This is a genomic window from Dactylosporangium sp. McL0621, assembly GCF_049995355.1.
Lineage (GTDB): Bacteria > Actinomycetota > Actinomycetes > Mycobacteriales > Micromonosporaceae > Dactylosporangium.
In genome coordinates, this window is the sequence record NZ_CP188259.1 from 9,628,102 (window position 1) to 9,647,620 (window position 19,519).

Annotated in this window: 19 protein-coding genes and 1 riboswitch; of the genes, 10 read left to right on the forward strand and 9 right to left on the reverse strand. The window is 72.7% G+C overall.

Annotation, left to right across the window (positions count from 1 at the left end; translation table 11 throughout):
* Positions 1-129 precede the first annotated feature (129 nt).
* Positions 130-1,863, forward strand: a complete 1,734-nt coding sequence (locus ACPPVO_RS45635; protein WP_426504926.1) for a heparinase II/III domain-containing protein — start codon at positions 130-132, stop codon at positions 1,861-1,863.
* Positions 1,860-2,948, forward strand: coding sequence for a substrate-binding domain-containing protein (locus ACPPVO_RS45640; protein ID WP_426504928.1), 1,089 nt, complete (start codon positions 1,860-1,862; stop codon positions 2,946-2,948). Before ACPPVO_RS45635 ends, ACPPVO_RS45640 begins: the two co-directional genes overlap by 4 nt.
* Positions 2,949-3,085: 137 nt before the next feature.
* Here the strand turns inward: ACPPVO_RS45640 and ACPPVO_RS45645 are convergent, their stop codons facing one another.
* The gene (locus tag ACPPVO_RS45645) at positions 3,086-4,777 is read right to left on the reverse strand and encodes a tetratricopeptide repeat protein (RefSeq protein ID WP_426504929.1); all 1,692 of its coding nucleotides are present in this window, start codon (positions 4,775-4,777) and stop codon (positions 3,086-3,088) included.
* A 265-nt stretch (positions 4,778-5,042) separates the two neighbouring features.
* Between ACPPVO_RS45645 and ACPPVO_RS45650 the strand changes: the two genes are divergently transcribed.
* The 5 genes from ACPPVO_RS45650 (at position 5,043) to ACPPVO_RS45670 (ending at position 9,308) form a co-directional block, all read left to right on the forward strand.
* A complete protein-coding gene (locus tag ACPPVO_RS45650) occupies positions 5,043-5,207 on the forward strand; it encodes a hypothetical protein (RefSeq protein WP_426504931.1) in 165 nt (54 codons plus the stop codon).
* 162 nt (positions 5,208-5,369) lie between these two features.
* Entirely contained in the window at positions 5,370-6,140 is a 771-nt protein-coding gene (locus tag ACPPVO_RS45655) for a S1 family peptidase (RefSeq protein ID WP_426504932.1), read from the forward strand.
* Between the two features lie 13 nt (positions 6,141-6,153).
* Positions 6,154-6,594, forward strand: coding sequence for an SRPBCC family protein (locus ACPPVO_RS45660; RefSeq protein ID WP_426504933.1), 441 nt, complete (start codon positions 6,154-6,156; stop codon positions 6,592-6,594).
* A 75-nt stretch (positions 6,595-6,669) separates the two neighbouring features.
* Positions 6,670-7,773 carry a LacI family DNA-binding transcriptional regulator gene (locus tag ACPPVO_RS45665; protein ID WP_426504934.1) on the forward strand — a complete coding sequence of 368 codons (1,104 nt, stop codon included), beginning with the start codon at positions 6,670-6,672 and terminating at the stop codon, positions 7,771-7,773.
* Between the two features lie 89 nt (positions 7,774-7,862).
* On the forward strand, positions 7,863-9,308 hold the full coding sequence (locus ACPPVO_RS45670; RefSeq protein ID WP_426504936.1) for an RICIN domain-containing protein: 1,446 nt from the start codon (positions 7,863-7,865) through the stop codon (positions 9,306-9,308).
* 126 nt (positions 9,309-9,434) lie between these two features.
* Here the strand turns inward: ACPPVO_RS45670 and ACPPVO_RS45675 are convergent, their stop codons facing one another.
* The 3 genes from ACPPVO_RS45675 to ACPPVO_RS45685 form a co-directional block, all read right to left on the reverse strand.
* On the reverse strand, positions 9,435-9,824 hold the full coding sequence (locus ACPPVO_RS45675; RefSeq protein WP_426504937.1) for a nuclear transport factor 2 family protein: 390 nt from the start codon (positions 9,822-9,824) through the stop codon (positions 9,435-9,437).
* Entirely contained in the window at positions 9,821-10,336 is a 516-nt protein-coding gene (locus tag ACPPVO_RS45680; protein ID WP_426504938.1) for a hypothetical protein, read from the reverse strand. Before ACPPVO_RS45680 ends, ACPPVO_RS45675 begins: the two co-directional genes overlap by 4 nt.
* Positions 10,337-10,400: 64 nt before the next feature.
* A complete protein-coding gene (locus ACPPVO_RS45685) occupies positions 10,401-10,757 on the reverse strand; it encodes a PadR family transcriptional regulator (protein WP_426504939.1) in 357 nt (118 codons plus the stop codon).
* A gap of 120 nt (positions 10,758-10,877) precedes the next feature.
* Between ACPPVO_RS45685 and ACPPVO_RS45690 the strand changes: the two genes are divergently transcribed.
* Together ACPPVO_RS45690 and ACPPVO_RS45695 are read left to right on the forward strand one after the other, a co-directional pair.
* The gene (locus ACPPVO_RS45690; RefSeq protein ID WP_426504940.1) at positions 10,878-12,251 is read left to right on the forward strand and encodes a glycoside hydrolase family 43 protein; all 1,374 of its coding nucleotides are present in this window, start codon (positions 10,878-10,880) and stop codon (positions 12,249-12,251) included.
* 107 nt (positions 12,252-12,358) lie between these two features.
* Positions 12,359-14,023, forward strand: coding sequence for a protein kinase domain-containing protein (locus tag ACPPVO_RS45695; RefSeq protein WP_426504942.1), 1,665 nt, complete (start codon positions 12,359-12,361; stop codon positions 14,021-14,023).
* Positions 14,024-14,283: 260 nt separating this feature from the next.
* Here ACPPVO_RS45695 and ACPPVO_RS45700 read toward each other — a convergent pair whose 3' ends face one another.
* Complete coding sequence (locus tag ACPPVO_RS45700) at positions 14,284-15,435, reverse strand: RCC1 domain-containing protein (RefSeq protein WP_426504943.1); 1,152 nt, start codon at positions 15,433-15,435, stop codon at positions 14,284-14,286.
* 94 nt (positions 15,436-15,529) lie between these two features.
* Positions 15,530-16,354: a patatin-like phospholipase family protein gene (locus ACPPVO_RS45705; protein ID WP_426504944.1), complete on the reverse strand. Its 825-nt coding sequence runs from the start codon at positions 16,352-16,354 to the stop codon at positions 15,530-15,532.
* A gap of 61 nt (positions 16,355-16,415) precedes the next feature.
* On the opposite strand from ACPPVO_RS45705, the gene ACPPVO_RS45710 reads away from it, so the two are divergent.
* Positions 16,416-17,012 (forward strand): pentapeptide repeat-containing protein, encoded by a 597-nt coding sequence (locus tag ACPPVO_RS45710; protein WP_426504946.1) that lies wholly within the window; start codon positions 16,416-16,418, stop codon positions 17,010-17,012.
* Positions 17,013-17,090: 78 nt separating this feature from the next.
* On the opposite strand, the gene ACPPVO_RS45715 is transcribed toward ACPPVO_RS45710, so the two are convergent.
* The 3 genes from ACPPVO_RS45715 to ACPPVO_RS45725 form a co-directional block, all read right to left on the reverse strand.
* Positions 17,091-18,089, reverse strand: a complete 999-nt coding sequence (locus tag ACPPVO_RS45715) for an NlpC/P60 family protein (protein WP_426504947.1) — start codon at positions 18,087-18,089, stop codon at positions 17,091-17,093.
* A gap of 7 nt (positions 18,090-18,096) precedes the next feature.
* Positions 18,097-18,254: riboswitch (cyclic di-AMP (ydaO/yuaA leader) on the reverse strand.
* A 117-nt stretch (positions 18,255-18,371) separates the two neighbouring features.
* Positions 18,372-18,623, reverse strand: a complete 252-nt coding sequence (locus ACPPVO_RS45720; protein ID WP_426504949.1) for a hypothetical protein — start codon at positions 18,621-18,623, stop codon at positions 18,372-18,374.
* Positions 18,605-19,471: an MFS transporter gene (locus ACPPVO_RS45725; RefSeq protein WP_426504950.1), complete on the reverse strand. Its 867-nt coding sequence runs from the start codon at positions 19,469-19,471 to the stop codon at positions 18,605-18,607. Before ACPPVO_RS45725 ends, ACPPVO_RS45720 begins: the two co-directional genes overlap by 19 nt.
* Between the last annotated feature and the right edge of the window lie 48 nt (positions 19,472-19,519).

Consider the following 19,519-nt stretch of genomic DNA (forward strand, 5'->3'; position numbering starts at 1 on the left):
CAGGTGAACGGCCGACGTTTCCGGGAAGTAAAACGCTCACGATCGACCATGTCAATCCCAAGCGACCCTACAAATTCAAACGTGATCTGATACGATCACGTTCGATCACGTCACTGGGGAGGGCGTCCGATGGAGCTGCCGGTCTGGGATCCGTCCAACGTGGACGGCCCGACGCTGGATGCCCTGCGGGAGCGGGCCTCCGCCACCCGTGACACGCCGTGGCCGGTGCCCCTCGCCGGCCAGTACGCGCGGTACTTCCGCGACGGCGACCGCGACTCCTACGAGCAGGTGATCTGGGCCCGCGACCAGCGCGTCAGCCGGGCCGTGGCCCTCGCCGCCGCCACCGGCGAGGAGGCCTGGCTCGACGAGGCGGCCGACGGCATCGCCCTGTTCTGCGAGCAGAGCTCCTGGTGCTGGCCCGCGCACGACGACACCTTCACCCGCCACGGCGCCGTCGTCCCGACCGTCACCGACCCCTACCTCGACCTCGGCGCGAGCGAGGTCGCCGCCCAGCTCGCGTGGGCCGACCACGTGCTCGGCGACCACCTCGACGAGCGCCTGCCCGGGCTGCGGGCGCGCATCCGGCACGAGGTGGACGTGCGGGTGCTGACCCCGTTCGAGCGCCGCCGCGACTGGCACTGGCTCGGCCTCGGCGGCAAGGTCGGCAACTGGACCCCGTGGATCCACGGCAACGTGCTCGTCGCCTCGGTCCTGGCGACCGACCCGGCCCGCCGCGCGACCCTGCAGGGCCTCGCCGCCGGCGGCCTCGAGCGCTACATCGCCGCGCTCCCCGACGACGGGGCGATCGACGAGGGGTACTCCTACTGGTGGAACGGCGCGGGCCGCCTCCTCGAGGCCCTCGAGCTGCTCGACCGGCCGATCGAGGGCCGCGTGCGCGCGACGGTCGCGTTCCCGCACTCGGTGCACCTCGGCGGTCCGTGGTACCTCAACCACGCCGACGGCCAGGCCCGCCCGGCGATCGACCAGCCGTGGGCCCTGCTGCACCGGGCCGCGCGCCGGGCCGGCGACGCGGAGGCGGAGGCCCACGCGGCCGCGCACCGGGTGCCCGGCGGCCCGGTGGCGCACGAGAACCAGGGCCTGGGCCGGCTCCTGCGCGCCCTCACCGACCCGGCCTGGCGCGCCGCCGAGCCGCGGCCCCTGACCGGCGGCGGCGACGCCTGGTTCCCGTCCACGCAGGTGCTGCTCGCCCGGGACGCGGCCGGGCTGACGCTCGCGGTCAAGGGCGGCCACAACGACGAGCACCACAACCACAACGACGTCGGCAGCGTGGTCGTGGCCCTGCGCGGGGTGCCGGTGCTCGTCGACCCGGGGCGGCCCACGTACACGGCGCTGACCTTCTCGCCGCGGCGGTACGAGATCTGGACGATGCAGAGCGGTTGGCACAACGTGCCGCGCATCGCCGGAGCCGAGCAGGCCGCCGGGCCCGGGTTCGCGGCCCGGGACGTCGCCGTCGAGGACGCCGGCCTCACATTGGAGCTCGGCGGCGCCTACCCCGGTGACCACCGGTGGCGGCGCAAGGCGCGGCTGGACCGGGCGACCGGGCGCGTGACGGTGACGGACGCGTGGGAACTGGCGGGCGGCGGCGGTACCACCGAAATCCGCTGGATGGTGGCGGGAGTCGTGCGGCCGGCGGAGGGGCGGGCCGAGGTGGACGCCCTCGACGGCGCCGGGACCATCGCCCTGACCTGGACCCCCGCGGTGCCGTGCGCCGCGGTGGTCCGCGAGCTCGACGACCCCATGCTGAGCGACGTCTGGGGCGCCCGGCTCACCCGGCTGGACATCGACGTCAGCGGGCTGGGCCCGGCCGGTACCCTCGAACTGACCATTGAGGAGCTTCGGTGAGCACGACGGACAACCGCGGACCGCTGCAGGTGGAGCGGCGGACCAGGCTGCTGGAGGTGTTGCAGCGCCACGGGGTGCTGCGCGTCTCCGACCTCACCGACACCCTGGGCGCGGCCGCGGTGACCATCCGCCGCGACATCGCACAGCTGGCGGCCGAGGGCCTGGTCCGCCGCGTGCACGGCGGCGTGGCCCTGCCCGAGTCCGACGTGGACCCGGCCGACCTGGTCGCCACGCAGACCCTGGGCATGCTCGTGCCGTCGCTGGACTACTACTGGCCGCACGTCGCCCAGGGCGCCGAGGAGGCCGCCCGCGAGCTGGACATGCGCATCGTCCTGCGCGGCTCGGCCTACGACGCCGGCGACGACCGCCCCCAGCTCACCCGCCTGGTCGAGCAGCTCGGCGTCGACGGGCTCATCGTGACCCCGCGCATGCACGCCCCGACCGCCGAGGCGACGGTGGCGTGGCTGGCGGGCACGGGCCTTCCGGTGGTACTGCTGGAGCGCACCGCCACGTTCGGCCCGCACCACGAGGTGCTGGAGTCCGTCGTGACCGACCACGCCCTGGGCGCCGCGATGGCCGTGCGCCACCTGGTCTCCCTCGGCCACCGCCGCGTGGGCGTCGTGGTCGCCGAGAACAGCCCGACCAGCCCGCACGTGCACCGCGGCTGGCTGGAGGCCGCGGCCGAGTGCGGCCTGTCCCCCGACTCCACAGTGGACGTATCCGTGCCCGACGCGAAGACCCCCGAGTCGCCGGCCGCCCTCGACGCGGTGCTGGAGCGCTGCCTGGCCACGGGCACCACGGCCCTGCTCGTACACGCCGACCCGGAGGCCATCGCCCTCGTCCAGCGGTGCGAGGAGCGCGGCCTGTCGGTCCCGGGCGACCTGTCCCTGGTGGCCTACGACGACGAGGTGGCCGGCTTGTTCAGCCCCCCGCTGACGGCCGTGCGCCCACCGCGGCGCTCGATCGGCCGCGCCGCCGTCCGTCTGGTCGCCGACCGCCTGGCCGACCCGGACCGCCCCGCCCACCGCGTGGTGATAAGCCCGGCCCTGCGCGTGCGAGGCTCCTCGGCACCGCCGATTCTCTGACTCGCTTCGCTCGCGGCGGGGGAGCTCCGCTCCACCCGCACCCCCTCAAAATCTGCGCCGGCGCGCCCTTGCCCGATCGAGCAGGGCCTCGTCCAGGGTTCCCGGCGGGGCCGGCATCTTCCGGAGATGCTTTCCGGTTAATCCTGAAACGCGAGGGTCTTGCACAGTTCGATCGCATCCTGGAGCGCGGCCGTGACCAGCGGATCGAGCGCATCCGCCACCGTCAGGAGATCGCTCATCGGCTCGGCCGCGGTCTTGAGGATGGCCGTACGCTCCTCCCGGGCACACAGCTCGGCCGCGCGGCGGAGCACCGTCAGCCCCTCGTCGGCGCGGCCGGTCAGGATGAGGGTGTCCGCGAGATCGAACGCCACCCAAGGGTCCGTGTTCCCGCTGTTGTGCACGGCGAAGCGGGCCAGGTGTTCAAGCTGCTCGATGCGGGTTTGGGCCGGCACGGTACTCGTCCGCCGCATCCCGGCGAGCAGCAGCTCGATGCGAGCCGCGTTCATGAGGGGGTACAGGTGGTTCGGCGCGAGTTCGGCGGCACGCCTGTAGCAGGTGAGCGCCCGATCGAGCAGGGCCTCGTCCAGGATTCCCGGCGTCGCTGTGCGCGCCAGCCGACGCAGCAGGCCGCCCTGGGTCGCCCACGTCTCGGCGTCGCGGTCGTCGAGCGCCAGCGCCCGCTCGAACGCCGCGGTCGCGTCGGCCATCGACGCCGACATCTTCCCGAGCGCCGTGCCGAGCTCCCGCCACGCCGGAGCGTGGTCCGGGCGCAGCTCGGTGGCGATGCGCAGCGTCTGCACGGCCTCGGCGTACTTGCCCTCCCGGCGGAAGATCGAACCCAGCTCGAAGTGCGCCTGCCAGCTGGCCGGATTCTGCTCGACGGCCTTCTCCAGCAACAACACCCGGCGCCGGGAGTCCGCGGTGTTGCGTGCGGCGGCCAGGAGGTCCTCGCCCAACTGCTGGCGCAGCTGGGCGAGCTCGACGGCCATCTCGGCATGTTCCTGCCGGATCGCGGCAAGGTCCACGCGCGACATGACGACCGCGGGCGCCGTGTCGCGCACCGGGCTGTCGACGAGATCGGTGCGCCCCAGGCCGTCGACCGCGGCCTGGGCGATCCGGCGCACGGACTCGGTGAGACGGTCCTTGCCGTATTCGATGATTCGCACGATCAGCGGATTGAACCGGACGTCGGCGAGGTCCTGGCAGATCACGATCGTAACGTTGTCGCGAGTGGCCCAGCGGACCCCGAGCTCCAGGTACACGTTCGGATTCGCGCCGGTCAGATCGGCGATGTAGAGCTCGGCGTCGCGTGCCTCACCGAACATCGAACGGTGGATGACACCGGACGTCGTCTTCTCTTTCTCGATGACCAACTCGACTTCTCGGCCGATCTGTTCGCCGATGGCTCGGACGACCGGCTCAAGCAGCTGGCGACGGATCTCGGTGACGTCGTCCCACGCGGCCCCCGTGCCCATCGTCTCACCGGGTACCGCGACGAAGCAGCGCAGCGGCTTTGCGCGCACCGCCGCCACCTCGTCGTCCGAGGTGGCGGCCACCTCGTCAGCGACCGGCGTTGCGGCGGCCAGCCGGTGACGGCGCTCGTCCACGCGGAGGCGCTGCAGAAGGGTCCAGCGCTGCCGCCAGGGCTCGAGGCGCGGGTCGTCCTCGGCGGGCGGCCTGCGCCGTGGATCACCGAGGCGCAGCAGCGTCTTGACCAGCGCCATGAGGAAGTCGATGCTGGGCAGCCGGCGTCCACTCAGCGCCTCGCTGATGCCTGACTCCGACAGGACCCGACCGGCGGCCGGCGCGTGCCCGGCGATGTCACGCAAGGACGGTTTGCCCTGCTCGATTCGAAGGCTGTGAGATCCGACGCGAACCGGGCGAGCTCATGCTCATAGGATCGGCGGCTCTGCTCGTCGGCGGTCTCGTCCCGTGCCATCGACCGCCCTCCGGCATTCTTCGACAGGGCCTTCATGATACGGCGTCGAAGGTGGGCGAAGAACGCCGAACATCGGGCGTCCGGGTGACTTCGGGTCTCGCCGGGTTCGTTCGTGGGGCGAGGGAACCGGCACTGCCGTCGGCTGTAGTACAAGGATGAATATCAAGCTGGTCGAACTCTTCGGACTGATCCTCATCCTGCTCGCCTGCGGCGCGATCTACCTGACTGCTGGACCGGCCGCGCTGGCCGCGGTAACCGGCGTCGCCGGTGCGTTGTTCGCGACGTGGAGCGGCTCGCGCCGTCGCGGGAAGGGGCGCTGACGGTGCGTTATTCGTGCGCGTCTTCGGCCGCGATCGTCAATGCGCTGATCGACCGTGCTGCCGGCCGGCGGTCTACATGATATGGACCAGGCGCTATGGCCGAATTCAGGAGATCGACGACTATCGTTCTTCTAATCGTCCAACGAGGTGGGGAGGCTCCGGATGGTTCGAAGGCTTCTGGTGGTGGTAGCCGCAATGACCGCCGCGCTCGCCGGCGTCGTGCCCGGCAACGCGCACGCGGCCGTGCCCGGAGAGTCGGTGGTCGGCGGGACCCGAGCCGCGCAGGGTGAGTTCCCGTTCATGGTGCGCCTGTCGATGGGCTGCGGCGGCGCCCTGTACAGCCCCCGGCTCGTGCTGACCGCCGCGCACTGTGTGAGCCGGACCGGTACCAACACCAGTATCACCGCCACGCTCGGCGTGGTCGATCTGCAGTCGTCCAGCCGGATCACCGTCCGGTCGAACTACGTGTACCGGGCGCCCGGGTACAACGGCAACGGCAAGGACTGGGCGCTCATCCGGCTCGCCACCCCCGTGACCGGCCTCGCCACGCTGCCGATCGCGACCAACACGACGTACAACACCGGCACGTTCACGATCGTCGGGTGGGGCGCGGCCACCGAGGGCGGGGGCCAGCAGCGGTACCTCCTCAAGGCCACAGTCCCGTTCGTGCCCGACGCCACCTGCGACAACTCCTACCCGGACCTCGTCCCGAGCGACGAGATCTGCGCCGGGTACGCCTCCGGCGGCGTCGACACCTGCCAGGGCGACTCCGGCGGGCCGATGTTCCGCCGCGACGCCGCCAACGCGTGGATCCAGGTCGGCATCGTGAGCTGGGGCAACGGCTGCGCGCGGCCCAACTACCCCGGCGTCTACTCCGAGGTGAGCACGTTCGCGAGCGCGATCGCGTCGGCGGCGGCATCGCTGGGTGGGTGATGAGATAGGAGGCATGACCCGAGTCGTCACCGCCGGCCGTGACATCGCCGCGCCCGCCGCCGCCATCTTCGAGCTCATCGCCGACCCCGCCCGCCAGCCGGAGTGGGACGGCAACGAGAACCTCCGGGAGGCGGCGGACGGGCAGCGGGTCCGCGCCGCCGGTGACGTCTTCGTCATGACGCTGACCGGCGGCGCGGTCCGGGAGAACCACGTCGTCGAGTTCGCCGAGGGGCGGCGCATCGCGTGGCGGCCGAGCGAGCCGGGCCAGCCCCAGCCCGGGCACCTGTGGCGATGGGAGCTCGAGCCGATCGACGGGTCGAGCACGCGCGTCACGCACACGTACGACTGGACCGGCCTCACCGACGAGCAGCGCTTCGCGCGCGCGGAGGCGACGACGGCCGGCAAGTTACAGGCCTCGCTCGACCGTCTGGCGGCCCTGGTTGAGGAGCGCTAACACAGCGGTTGACGAGGTATCGTCCGACATTTATGTTAACGGGCACGAAACAATCGGCGGGCCCGGAAGAGTGCCATGACTGATCGGCTGTTCGGCGTTCAACGCCACGAGCGGCTGCTCGGCGAGCTGCGCCGGGCCGGGTCGGTGCGCGTCGCCGACCTGGCCCGGGAGCTGGGCGTCAGTGAGCTGACCATCCGGCGTGACATCGCCGCCCTGGCCGAGCGCAACCTCGTCACCCGCGTGCACGGCGGGGCCACGCTGCCCGGGCAGGGGCCCGGCGTCGACCTGCCCCGGCCGGTGCAGCGGCCGCGGACGCGGTTCACCATCGGCATCGTCGTGCCGTCGCTGGACTTCTACTGGCCGCCGATCGTGGCCGGGGCCCGGGCGGCCGCCGCCGCGCTCGGGGTCGCGCTGCAGCTGCGCGGCTCGTCGTACGACCCGGACGAGGACCGGCGCCAGATCGGCCGGCTCGTCGAGGCCAGCCAGGTGCAGGGGCTGCTGCTCGCGCCGAGCCTCGACGCGGAGATGATCGACTGGATCGGGCGGCTGCCGGTGCCGGCGATCCTCGTGGAACGCCAGCCGCACCGGTGGACCGCGACCCCGCGGCAGCTGGAGTGGGTGCGCAGCGACCACGCGCTCGGCGCCGAGATCGCCGTGCACCACCTGCACCAGCAGGGCCACCGGCACATCGGGCTGGTCCTGTCGCACGAGAGCCCGACCTCCGAGCACCTGCTGCAGGGCTGGCGGGCCGCCTGCGCCGACCTGGCCATCGCCGACGGGATGGTCGTCGCGCTGACCGCCCGGGAGCACTGGACCGAGATCCGCGACGTGCTCGCGCAGTGCCGCCGCGCGCGCATCACCGCGCTGATCGTGCACAGCGACCCCGACGCCATGTCGATCGCCCAGTTCTGCGCCGAGCACGGCGTGGCCGTCCCCGACGACCTGGCCCTGGTGTCGTACGACGACGAGGTCGCCCACCTCGCCGAGCCCGCGCTGACCGCGGTGCGCCCGCCGAAGCACCACGTCGGCCGGCTCGCGGTCGAGCTCATGGTGTCCCGCCTGCTCGACGGGGACCGGCGCCCGTCCCAGCGCGTGCTCGTCGCCCCCGAGCTGGTGGTGCGGCACTCCTCGCTGTCGCTGGTCCGCCGCCCCGGCATGTTCGTTTCTGAGCGTTTCTGACCTTCTCCGCTCGCTTGGTGGCGCCGCCGCCTCCGCTCCACTCCGATGTCATCCAGGCATCGACAGTCATGGAACGAAGGGGTGAACCCATGCACACAAGGCGCCGCTCGCTCACCGCCACCCTGGCGGCGGCCCTGCTCACCGCCGGCTCCCTCGCCGCCCTCGCCACGCCCGCGCACGCGGCGACGAGCGACTTCCGCGGGGTCAACTGGGCCGACCAGCGGGACAACTTCGTCAACGACACGCTGGTGCTGGGCGGGCTGAGCACGTCCGACAGCTACGCGACGACGCAGACGAAGGCCGACAAGATCCTCACGGGCTTCCAGAACAACCTCGGCGCCAACACGGTACGGATGCCGGTGAACTACCCGACGGTGTCGGGCTCCTACTGGAACTCCTACACCGGCGCCATCGACAAGGCCACCAGCAAGGGGATGCGGGTCATCCTGAGCTACTGGGAGGCCGACAACTCCCGCGACGGGCTGGTGGACAACACGACCCAGTTCTGGTCGATGTGGGGCACCATCGTGGCCAAGTACCAGGGCAACGCCAACGTGTACTTCGAGCCGATGAACGAGCCGCACGGGTACAGCGACGCGGACTGGAAGAACGTCGCGGCCCAGTGGCTGTCGAACTACTCCGGGGTGCCGCGCGGGCGGATCATCGTGAGCGGGGCCGGGTACAACCAGCGGATCACGACGATCGGGGACGACAGCCGCTTCGCGGGCACGCTGATCTCCCGGCACACCTACCAGTTCTTCGACACCGGGCGCCTCACCGAGGACTCGTGGCGGGAGAGCCTGCGCACGAGCATCGGCGCCTACGCCTCGCGCACGCTCGTCACCGAGTTCGGCGCGCCGATGACCGACGGGCGCAACTACAACGCACCGTCCACTTCGGACAGCTTCGTCGCCTTCATCCGGGGCACCGCCGCCGAGGCGCGCGCGGAGGGGCTCGGCACCGTCTACTGGCCCGGCGTGCGCATCGCCGATCCCTACCGCCTGCAAGAAATTTCCGGCAGCGGTACCAGCCTGAGCCTGTCGACCACGAGCGCCTCCGGCCGTGACCAGCTGCGCTACTCTTGGGGCCTCGACGGCGGCGGGAACGCGACGCTGACGCACTACCGGGTCACCAACCGCAACAGCGGCCGCGTGATGGACGTCGTCGGCGCGTCGGTCGCGAACGGCGCCGAGGTCAAGCAGTACGCGAACAACGGCGGCGCCAACCAGAAGTGGGCCTTCGAGGACGTCGGCGGCGGCTACTTCCGCGTCGTGAACGCGTACAGCGGCAAGTGCCTCGACGTCGCGAGCGCGTCGACCGCCGACGGCGCGAACGTCATCCAGTACACGTGCGCGTCCGGCAGCACGAACCAGCAGTGGCAGTGGAAGGCCAGCGGCAGCTACTTCCAGGTCGTCGCGCGGCACAGCGGCAAGTGCCTGGACGTGGTCGGCTCCGGCACCGGCGACGGGGTCGACATCTCGCAGTACACCTGCAACGGCGGGAACAACCAGCTCTGGTCGCGCGCCACCGCGTGACCCCCGAGGCGGCGGCCGCCCGGCTCTGCGGCAGGGCGGCCGTTCACGGGCGTACTAGGGGCTGTATCGAAGTGGATGGCCGGGCTGCGGCGGACTCAGGCTCCGACCCCCACTTCGATACAGCCCCTAGACCCCGGCCTCGCGCTTGATCTGGTCGAACTGCGCCGCCATCGCGGCGGCCAGCGCCTGCGCGGCCGACATCGGCCGGACCATGACCGTGAACTCGTCGATCAGGCCGTTCTCGTCCAGGTGCAGGAAGTCGCAGCCCTCGACGGCGACGTCGCCGATCCGCGTCGCGAAGACGAGCGCATGGTCCCGGCCGTCGGCGCCGCCGAGCTCGCGGACGTAGCGGAAGTCCTCGAACACGCGCAGCACGCCCCGCAGGATCGCCGCGACCATCGGCTTGCCCTCGTAGGGCCGGAACGCCACCGGGCTGTGGAAGACCACGTTGTCGGCCAGGGTCGCGGCCATGGCCTCGGCGTCGCGCGCCTCGACGGCGCTGCGGAAGCTGATCACGCGCCGAGCATATCCCCCGTGATGAAGTCCCACTGCTCGTCGGTGACGGCCATGAAGTCGTACGGCGTGAGCAGTTCCGTCGTGTCGTCGCTGTCGACGACGTGCAGGGTTCCGGGTACCCCGCGCCGGCTCAGCTCGATCGCGTGCCCGAGCATCCGCGCCGCGCCCGGGTCGCCCTCCTCCACCGAGCGCCGGGCCAGGGCGACCGCCTCGTCGACGCGCCCAATCCGCACCAGCACGTCGGCGAGGCCGGACGAGGCCATCGGCGCGCCGGCGGCCGCGGCCTCCTCCCGGACCCGCAGCGCCGCGCGCGGCCCGGCCGAGACCCGGGTGAGCATCGCGAGCTCGTGCCAGGCGCCCGGATCCCCGGCCTCGGCGGCCATCCGCCACACCTCGAGGGCCTCGCCGACGCGCCCGGCCGCCTGCAGCTTGCCGGCGAGGAACCAACGGGCGGCGGGCTCGTCGGCGGCGGCCCGGTGCCACACGGCGCGGGCCTGCTCGGCGCGGTTCATCGCGCCGAGCACTCGTTGATGGCCAGGCCCAGCAGCACGGGCGCGAGGAGCTGCCACCATCCGCTCACCGGGCACCGCCCTCGGCGGCCAGGCCCGGCCGGGTCGCGGCGGCGGGCCCGTGGGCCGGGAGCCGCCGCCCGCGGGCGCGCAGCAGGTCGGCCGCGCCGGTGACGCCGTGCGGGGTGAGCCGGTAGAAGCGCCGGCGGGGCTTGTTGCCGTCGGGGTGCTCGGCCTCCCAGCGGCCGGTCACCCAGCGGGCCTCCTCGAGCCGGTCGAGGACGCCGTAGGTGGTCGGCCCGGACCGCCGCGCGCTCTTCATGATGGCCCAGCCGTGCAGCTCCTCCTGCCCGTGCCGGTGAGCGTCGAGCAGCACGACCAGCACGTCGAGCAGCGGCGCGGTGACCCGCTGAAGTGGGGGCATGTCCTTATCTTACCTAGCTCGGCTATGGACGCACTTGACACCATCTATGTGAGCGATAACATCGCTCGCATCCGCTCAGCAAGCCGCCAATTGTGAGCGATAACAATCAGAGGTGACCTCTTGAAGCGTCGCACCCTGCTCTCCGCCGCGGGCGCTGCCGTCGCCGGCGCCGCGCTCGTCCGCCCCGAGAACGCGTTCGCCGCCACCTATTCCGGTTATGCCATGGCGTACTTCACCGAGTCCCCCACCATGGCCGCCGCGAACTACGGCCTGCACCTGGCCGTCAGCTCCGACGGGCTCACCTGGACCCCGCTCAACCAGAACAACCCGGTCGTCACGCCGACGCTGGGCAGCAAGGGCCTGCGCGACCCGTTCATCCTGCGCAAGCAGACCGGCGGGTTCGTGGTGCTGGCGACGGACCTCAACGGCACGGACTGGAACTACCAGAGTCAGTACATCCACGTCTGGGACTCCGCCGACCTGCGCACCTTCACGGGGTACCGGCTCCTGAAGGTGCACTCGCTCGCCACCCACGCGTGGGCGCCGGAGGCCTACTGGGACGCCGGGCGCGGACAGTACGCGGTCGTCTACTCGGCGGTCACCGGCGGCCACAACGTGCTGATGGTGAACTACACCAGCGACTTCGTGACGGCCTCGAGCCCGCAGACGTTCTTCGACCCCGGCTACGACGCCATCGACGGCGACTTCGTCAGCGTCGACGGGGTCAACTACATGTACTTCAAGAACAACACGAACAGCACGCTGCTCGGTACCCGCTCCTCGAGCCTGAACCCGGGCAGCTTCAGCATCTACACGTCGGGCATCGGCCCGGGCCGCGGCGTCGAGGCCCCGCAGATCGTCAAGTCGAACACGGCGAACACCTGGTACATGTGGGGCGACACGTGGAGCCCCAACGGGCGGTTCTTCTGCTGGCAGAGCACCAACGTGGCCGGCGGCTCGTGGAGCCTGCTCAACGACCGCGCGTACACCCAGCCGCTGAACTCCAAGCACCCCGGCATCACGCCGCTGACGTCGACGGAGCAGTCCAACCTCACCGCGAAGTGGGGCGCCCCGGCGTGGAACCGCGTGAAGTCGTACAACTTCCCGGACCGCTACGTCCGCCACTCCAACAACGTCGGGCGCATCGACGTCTACCCGTTCGACCCGTACCAGGACCAGCTGTGGACCCTGGTGCCGGGCCTGGCCGACCCGGCCGGCGTGTCGTTCCGCTCGGTGAACTACCCGGACCGCTACCTGCGCCACTCGAACTACGCGCTGGTACTCGACACCAGCGACGGCACGAGCACGTTCAAGGCCGACGCCACGTTCTACAAGACGGCCGGGTTCGCCGACTCCTCGTGGACGTCGTTCCGCTCGTACAACTTCCCCGACCGGTACCTGCGCCACTACAACTACGTGCTGCGGATCGACCCGATCACGAGCGGCTCGTCGAGCACTGACAAACAGGACGCGACCTTCCGCATCGGCTACTGACGGTGGTGCACACCCGGGCGGCTTTCCTGGCCGATCGTGGCCTTGCGGTTCGCCGCCCGGCGGGATAGGAACAGTCGTCCAGGTGTCCGGCCGGCTGAGGGGGCTCGTTGATCGGCGCGGGAACGGTGCTGGCCGGGCGGTACCAGCTCGAGCGGCACATCGCCGGCGGCGGGATGGGCGACGTGTGGGAGGGCCACGACCGGGTGCTCGGGCGCACGGTCGCGGTCAAGCTGCTGCGGGCGCCCACCGGCGAGCCCGAGTTCGTCGAGCGGTTCCGGGCCGAGGCGCGCACCATGGCGACGATCAGCCACCCGGGCGTCGTCGACGTGTACGACTTCGGCGACGACCCGGCCGCCGGGGTGTACCTCGTCATGAAGTACATCGACGGCGAGTCGCTGGCCCGCACCCTCGACCGGGTCGAGCGGCTGAGCCCCGAGGCCACCATGCGGATGGTCGCCGAGGCCGCCGAGGCGCTGCACGCGGCCCACGAGAAGGGCGTCATGCACCGCGACGTCAAGCCGGGCAACCTGCTCGTGCGGCCCGACGGCAGCGCGGTGCTCACCGACTTCGGCATCGCCCGCTCGGCCGCCGCGACCCACCGGACCTCGACCGGGCTGCTGCTCGGCACCGCCTCCTACATCGCGCCCGAGCGCGCCGGCGGCCAGCCGGCGACGGCGCAGTCGGATCTGTACTCGCTGGGCATCGTCGCGTACCTGTGCGTGTCCGGCCGCCTGCCGTTCGCGGGCGAGAGCCTGCTGCAGATCGCGCTGCGCCAGGCCAACGACGCGCCGCCGCCGCTGCCGCCGGACGTGCCGCCCGCGGTCCGCGAGGTCGTGCTGCGGGCGCTGGCCAAGGAGCCCGCCCAGCGGTGGTCCTCGGGCGCGGACATGGCCGCGGCGGCCCGGGCGGCGGCCGAGGCGACGCGACTGGAGGCGCTGCCGTCGGTACCGGACGAAAAGCCGCAGTCACGCAAACTGCTCGTGGCCGCGGCGGTCGTCGCGATCGTGGCGGTGGCCGCGGTGGTCCTCGCGCGCGGCGACGACCCGAAGCCGCCCTCCGTGCTGGCCGACGGGACGCTGCCGGCCGACGCCGCGGGCCTCAACGGCGTCGCGGCCGGCCCGGGCGCGTCGAGCGCCCCGGCCTCGGCCCGCCCCACCGGCTCGGTCCCGGCGGTACCCCCGGCGGCCGCCGCCTCGGCCGAGGCGTCCCCCGGCGCGCCCCCGCCGCCGTCCGGCCTGCGGGCGACCCCGGTCAGCGCGGCCGCCATCCGTCTGCAGTGGACGGACAACGCCCGCAACGAGACCGGCTACGAGGTCATCAACGGCTCGACGTCGCACACCGCGGCCGCCGACGCGACCACGTACACCTGGGACGGCCTCGCCCCGGACACGTACATGTGCTTCAAGGTGCGCGCGATCGGCGCGGCGGGCCCGTCGGCGTACTTCCCGGCCGCGCAACAGGACTGGGTGTGCACCACGAGCCAGGCCGGCACGGGCCCGGCCGCCCCGAGCGGCCTGACCGCGACCCCGCAGGGCCCGGCCGCCGTCCGTCTGCAGTGGACGGACAACTCCGCCGACGAGACGGGCTTCACGGTCATCAACGGCAACACGTCGCACAACACCGCGGCGAACGCGAGCTCGTACACCTGGGACGGCCTGAGCCCGGGCACGTACATGTGCTTCAAGGTGCGCGCCTTCAACCCGGCGGGCGTCTCGCCCTACTCCCCCGCCGCCCAGGAGAGCTGGGCCTGCACCACGACCCCGGCCGCCTAGGGGCTGTGTCGAAGTGGGGGTCGGAGCGAGGCGAGGCTCAGGCGTCGGCTGGGGCCGCGCCGGGCGCGCCCCGATACCGGGGTTGTATCGGGGTGTGACCGCTACGGTTCCCGGCGACGCCTGAGTCCGCCGCAGCCCGGCCATCCACTTCGATACAGCCCCTAGGGGCTGCAGCGGCGCATCGCCCAGCACCGGCCGAACCCTGCGCGCGGCGGCCGGTCAGGTCACGCGGCCCTGACCGGCCGGTGGAGCCGAGCCGGTCAGGGCAGGGTGACCTGCGCCGGGGTCGAGCGCTGGGTGGTGGTGCCGTCGCCCAGCTGGGAGTTGGCGTTGTTGCCCCAGCACCACAGGCTCGCGTCGGTGCGGACGCCGCAGGTGTGGTAGCTCGCGACGAAGCCCGCCGTCCAGGTGGTGGCGGTGCCGACCCGCGTCGGGGCGGAGCGGTTGGTCGTGGTTCCGTCGCCGATCTGGGCGGTCATGTTGTTGCCCCAGCACCACAGGCTGCCGTCGGTGCGGGACCCGCACGTCGTGTCGACCTCGGCGCTGACCCGGCTCCAGGTGTTGACGGTGCCGATCTGGATCGGGGCGGTCTGGTACGCGCCGGAGATGCCGAGCTGGCCGTAGCCGTTCTCACCCCAGCACCACAGGGTGTGGTCGGTCCGGGTCGCGCAGCTGTGGGCGAACCCGGCGGTGACGCCGCTCCACGTGGTGGCCGTACCGACCTGGGCCGGCGTGGTCGAGTAGGCCACGCTGCCCAGGCCGAGCTGCCCGGACGAGCTGTCGCCCCAGCACCACAGGGTGCCGTCGGTGCGGGTCGCGCAGCTGTGCGCGTAGCCGGTCGTGACGCTCGCCCAGGTCGTGGCCGTGCCGACCTGCTGCGGGGTGGTCACGGTGTAGACGGAGGAGCCGAGGCCGAGCTGGCCGAGGCGATTGAAGCCCCAGCACCACAGGGTGCCGTCGGTACGGACCGCGCACGTGTGGCTGTCGCCGGCGCTGACGCTCGCCCACGTGGTCGCGGTGCCGACCTGGACCGGGGTGGTCTTGTTCACGGTGGTGCCGTCGCCGAGCTGGCCGCGGAAGTTGCGGCCCCAGCACCACAGGGTGTGGTCGGTGCGGGTCGCGCAGGTGTGGCTGGCGCCGGCGTCGATGCCGGACCACGTGGCGGCGGTACCCACCCGTGTGGGGGTGGCCCGGTCGACGCCGGAGCCGTCGCCGACCTCGCCGCTCCAGTTGCTGCCCCAGCACCACAGCGTCGCGTCGGTCCGGACGGCGCAGGTGTGCGCGTAGCCCGCGGCGACGGTGGAGACCCCGGGCCCGGCCGCGGCGGCGGGGCCGGCCATGGTGCCGACGGCGAGCACGACACCGGCGGCGGACGTCACCGCCGCGGCGATGACCCTTCTCAAGTGGCTCATGCGCTGCGACGGTAGGATCGCGCGGCCACGGTGGGCAACGGCGCCGCCACCGTACGGCCGCTGTCCTGGGACTTGACCGGGAAAGTTACAGCGTTCAATCGCTCCAGACCGCGCGCACCGCGTCGGCGAGGGCCGCACCCTGGCGCAGGCCGGCCTCGACGGCGGCGGCGCGGCGGGACGGGTCGAGCACATTGGGGCCGATGGCCTCGAGCGCGGCGTCGTCGGGCTCGATCACCAGGCTGCGCGCCGCGCCGGTGGCGGCGATCTCGCGGTCGATGAGCGGGCGGATCAGGCCGCCGACGGGCGCGATGACGAGCAGCGCGCCGGCGCCCTCGGCGAGGTCCGCGTTCGTGCCCGAGCGCACCCCGCCGTCCATGTACCGCCGGCCGTCGATGGTGACCGGCGGGAACACGCACGGGACCGCGCAGCTGGCGGCGACGGCGAGCGGGAGGGGTACACCCGCGGAACGATCGAACACGGCGGACCGGCCGCCGTCGGTGTCCACCGCGGTGATGCGCAGGGCCCGGTCGGGCCATTCGGCGACCGGCAGCTGGGCGGCGAGGCGCGCGACGTGGGGCTGCTCGTCGCCGGTCGGCGCGGCCAGGGCCATCGCGCCGATCTCGGCCATGATCTCGGCGCGGGGGCGGGACCGGTCGGCGAGCAGCGCGAACGCGGCGATGGCCGGCGCGATGTCGACGGCCGGGGCCGGGCGGTCCGGGGCGGCGGTCTGGGCGGCGACCGCGTCGTCGAGGGAGATCCCGGCGGCCACGACGGTGCCCACCACCGAACCGGCGGAGGTACCCACGACGAGGTCCGCGTCGCCGACCCTCACCCCGGCGCGGGCCAGCCCGCCGAGGACTCCGAACTCCCAGGCGATACCGGTCATCCCGCCGCCGCCGAGCACCAGCGCTTTCGTCATTACCGGAAGGTAACCCATCCGCTCACCCGGCACACCGCCCGGACGCGCGGAAGATCGAGTCATGCCGACCGCGCGGACCGTCGGCGGGCTGTCGATCATCGGCCTCGGGCTCGCCGCGGCCGCCCTGACCTGGTACGGCGGCGGCGGCGGCCCGGACCCGGCGCACGGCCCCCGCTGCACCACCCCGAGCGCCGCCGACCTCAGTGGCCGGACGGTCACCGCCTTCGACCTGGACCGCCCGCTGCGCTGCGCCAACCTGCACCGGGCCACGCTGCAGGACGCGGCCATCACGAGCGCCGACCTCTACGGCGCCGACCTGAGCCGCGCCACGGCCCGCTCGGCGCAGCTGAGCCAGGTGAAGCTGACCCGGGCCGACCTGGGCGGCGCGGTACTGCGCGACAGCTCACTGACCGACGTCGGCCTGCAGAACGCGACCCTGCGCGACGCCGACCTGCACGCGGTGTCGTTCCTGCGCACCGACCTGGCCGCGGCCGACCTGCGCGGCGCCGACCTGACCGGGGCCACGTTCGAGGCCTCCAACCTGCGCGGCGCCCGGCTGGGCGGCGCCCGCCTCGGCGGCACGTCGTGGGTGAACTCGGTCTGCCCCGACGGCACCAAGTCCACCGACGGCACCTGCGAGGGCCACCTGGGTGCCTGAGCGGCACGCCGGAAACCCCCGCTCGTCATCCCTCTCGGGGTGGAGCGGGGGTCCGCGGCGGTGGTGACATGCGACCCGTCAGGGGCGGCCGTAGCCGTACAGCGAGTCGATGTCGATGGGGGCCACCTTCACCACGGTCCGGCTGTTCGGCGCGTGGATGATCTGGTTGTTGCCGATGTAGATGCCCACGTGCCCGAGGCCGTTGTAGAACACCAGGTCACCGGGGGCCAGCTGGCTCCGCGTGATGTGCCGGACCTTGCCCCACTGCTGCGCGGCGTTGTGCGGCAGCGAGACGCCGGCCGCCTTCCACGCCATCATGGTCAGGCCGGAGCAGTCGAAGGTGTTCGGGCCGGCGGCGCCGAAGACGTACTTCTTGCCGAGCTGGGCCCACGCGTAGTTGACCGCCTTGCCCGCCGCGCCGGAGACGGCCGGCGGCGGACCCGGGTTCGGGTTCGACGTCGTGGTCTTCGTCGGCGTCTTGGCCTTGGCGGCCGCGGCCGCCGCGGCGGCGTCGGCCTTGCGCTGCATCTCGTCGAGCTTGACGATGTTGCCCTCGATCTGCTTGCGCCGCCCCTCGATGTCGGCCTTCTGCCGGCTCTGCGCCGCCAGGGTCTCGTTGAGGCGCTTCTGCTCGGTGTCGACGCCGGACTTCGCGGTCGTGTACTTGGCGAGGTCCGCCTGCTGGTTGCGGGATATCTGCTGCAGCGTGCCGACCCGGTCGAAGAACCCGTCCGAGGAGCTGGCGCCGAGCATCAGCGACCAGGTGTTGAGGTTGCCACCGGTCTTGTAGGCGTTGACCGCGATCTGGTCGGCGGTGGCGCGGGCCGCGTCCATGCTCGCCTGCAGCGGCTGGAGGTCGGTCTCCAGCTGCTTGATCGAGGCCTGGGTGGCCTCCAGATCGCCGTTGATCTTGTTGTACTGCTCGACGATGAGCTCGAGGTCCCGGTTGCCCTGGTCGATCTGGGCCTGCAGCTCCTCATGGGTCGGGTCGGCGTGTGCGGCACACGCCGGCGCGACCATCGCCGCGACCGCCACCCCGATGAGCAGCGAGCGCAGTGCCGTTCGTCCGTTGAACACGGCAGCGTCCTTCTTCCGGACCGCCTACCGGGTTAGCTGACGGGTTCGGGCGGGAGGAAGGTGCGCCCTACCGCGACCTTGACGGGCGCGGATTCACCCCACGGGGCGAGCCCCAAGTGGGTCCCCGGCTCGTGCGTCGCGCCTGCTCCCAGGCCCTTCGTACGACTCGGCGGCGCCGGCCCGGGCCGCCCAGGGGGTGGGCGGCGACTGCCGGCCGACTGGACCAAACGTAACGAGAACATCTCGGCGGCGGAACCGCACAGTCCCCGATCTAAGCAACACTTAACGCAGACTCAAAGATCCGTAGGCGGCGCTGAGCAGCAGCGGTACCAGGGCCGTCATCGTGGCCGCCAGCCCGACGAACTCCGCCGACCAGCCGATCAGGGCCGGCCCGAGCAGGATGCCGGCGTACATGAAGGTGGTCAGCCGGGCGACGAGGACCGCGGGCTCGGGGCCGGGCAGCCGTCCCACCGCGCTGAAGGTGAGCGGGATCAGCACCGACGAGCCGAGGCCGGTCAGGGCGAACCCCGCCACCGCGGCGCCCGGGTGCGGGGCCAGCACCGCGGTCGCGAGGCCGGTCGCGGCGACGGCGACGCCGAGGCGGAACAGCGGGCCGGCCCCCAGCGGGCGGTGAGCCGGTCGCCGGTGAGCCGCCCGAGGGTCTGGCCGCCGGTGTACGCGGTGATCCCCATCGCGGCGAGGCCGAGCGTCGCGTGCCGCACGTCGTGCAGGAATATGCCGCCCCAGCCGAGCGCGCCGCCCTCGCAGATCATGAGCGCCGTCGCGGTCAGGCCGAGCACGAGCAGCGGGCGGCTCCAGGCGGCCCGCGCGGACGACGGCGCCGCGGCGCCCGGCGGGTCCGGCAGGCGTGGCCCGAGTACCAGACCGGCGGCCAGGAGCAGAGCGCCCGCCGTGACCGCGTGCACGGCCAGCGACACGCCCGCGTGGGCCAGGACGGCCGTGGACAGCGAGGCCACGACCGCGCTGATGCTCCAGCCGGCGTGGCAGCCGTTGAGGATGGGCCGGCCCGCCCCGCGCTCGACGGCGACCGCGAGCGCGTTCATCGCGGCGTCGGTGGTGCCGTGGACCGCGCCGAGCAGCGCCGTGCCGGCGGTGAACCACCACGGGCCGGGCGCGACGGCGAGGCCGGCCAGCAGCACCGGCATGACGGCGAGGGTGACCCGCAGGATCGCCCGGGCGCCGACGCGGGCGGTGAGGGGGCCGACGAGCTGCATGCACGCGATGGCGGCGAGCGCGAACAGCAGGCCGGTGAGGCCGAAGCGGCCGTCGGTGAGGTGGTACCCGGCCTTGAACGAGGGGGCCCGCACGATGTACGTCGACAGCGTGAGGCCGTTGAGGAAGAACACGGCGATGACGGTCACGCCATCACGACGATCGGCGAACCCCGGATCGGACACGGCCGGTCCGGG

Excerpts from the sequence above, each read along its gene's own strand:
- ACPPVO_RS45635 (WP_426504926.1), top strand. The coding sequence starts at position 130 with ATGGAGCTGCCGGTCTGGGATCCGTCCAACGTGGACGGCCCGACGCTG.
- ACPPVO_RS45650 (WP_426504931.1), top strand. The coding sequence starts at position 5,043 with ATGAATATCAAGCTGGTCGAACTCTTCGGACTGATCCTCATCCTGCTC.
- ACPPVO_RS45655 (WP_426504932.1), top strand. The coding sequence starts at position 5,370 with ATGGTTCGAAGGCTTCTGGTGGTGGTAGCCGCAATGACCGCCGCGCTC.
- ACPPVO_RS45660 (WP_426504933.1), top strand. The coding sequence starts at position 6,154 with ATGACCCGAGTCGTCACCGCCGGCCGTGACATCGCCGCGCCCGCCGCC.
- ACPPVO_RS45665 (WP_426504934.1), top strand. The coding sequence starts at position 6,670 with ATGACTGATCGGCTGTTCGGCGTTCAACGCCACGAGCGGCTGCTCGGC.
- ACPPVO_RS45670 (WP_426504936.1), top strand. The coding sequence starts at position 7,863 with ATGCACACAAGGCGCCGCTCGCTCACCGCCACCCTGGCGGCGGCCCTG.
- ACPPVO_RS45680 (WP_426504938.1), bottom strand. The coding sequence starts at position 10,336 with ATGAACCGCGCCGAGCAGGCCCGCGCCGTGTGGCACCGGGCCGCCGCC.
- ACPPVO_RS45685 (WP_426504939.1), bottom strand. The coding sequence starts at position 10,757 with ATGCCCCCACTTCAGCGGGTCACCGCGCCGCTGCTCGACGTGCTGGTC.
- ACPPVO_RS45700 (WP_426504943.1), bottom strand. The coding sequence starts at position 15,435 with ATGAGCCACTTGAGAAGGGTCATCGCCGCGGCGGTGACGTCCGCCGCC.
- ACPPVO_RS45705 (WP_426504944.1), bottom strand. The coding sequence starts at position 16,354 with ATGACGAAAGCGCTGGTGCTCGGCGGCGGCGGGATGACCGGTATCGCC.
- ACPPVO_RS45710 (WP_426504946.1), top strand. The coding sequence starts at position 16,416 with ATGCCGACCGCGCGGACCGTCGGCGGGCTGTCGATCATCGGCCTCGGG.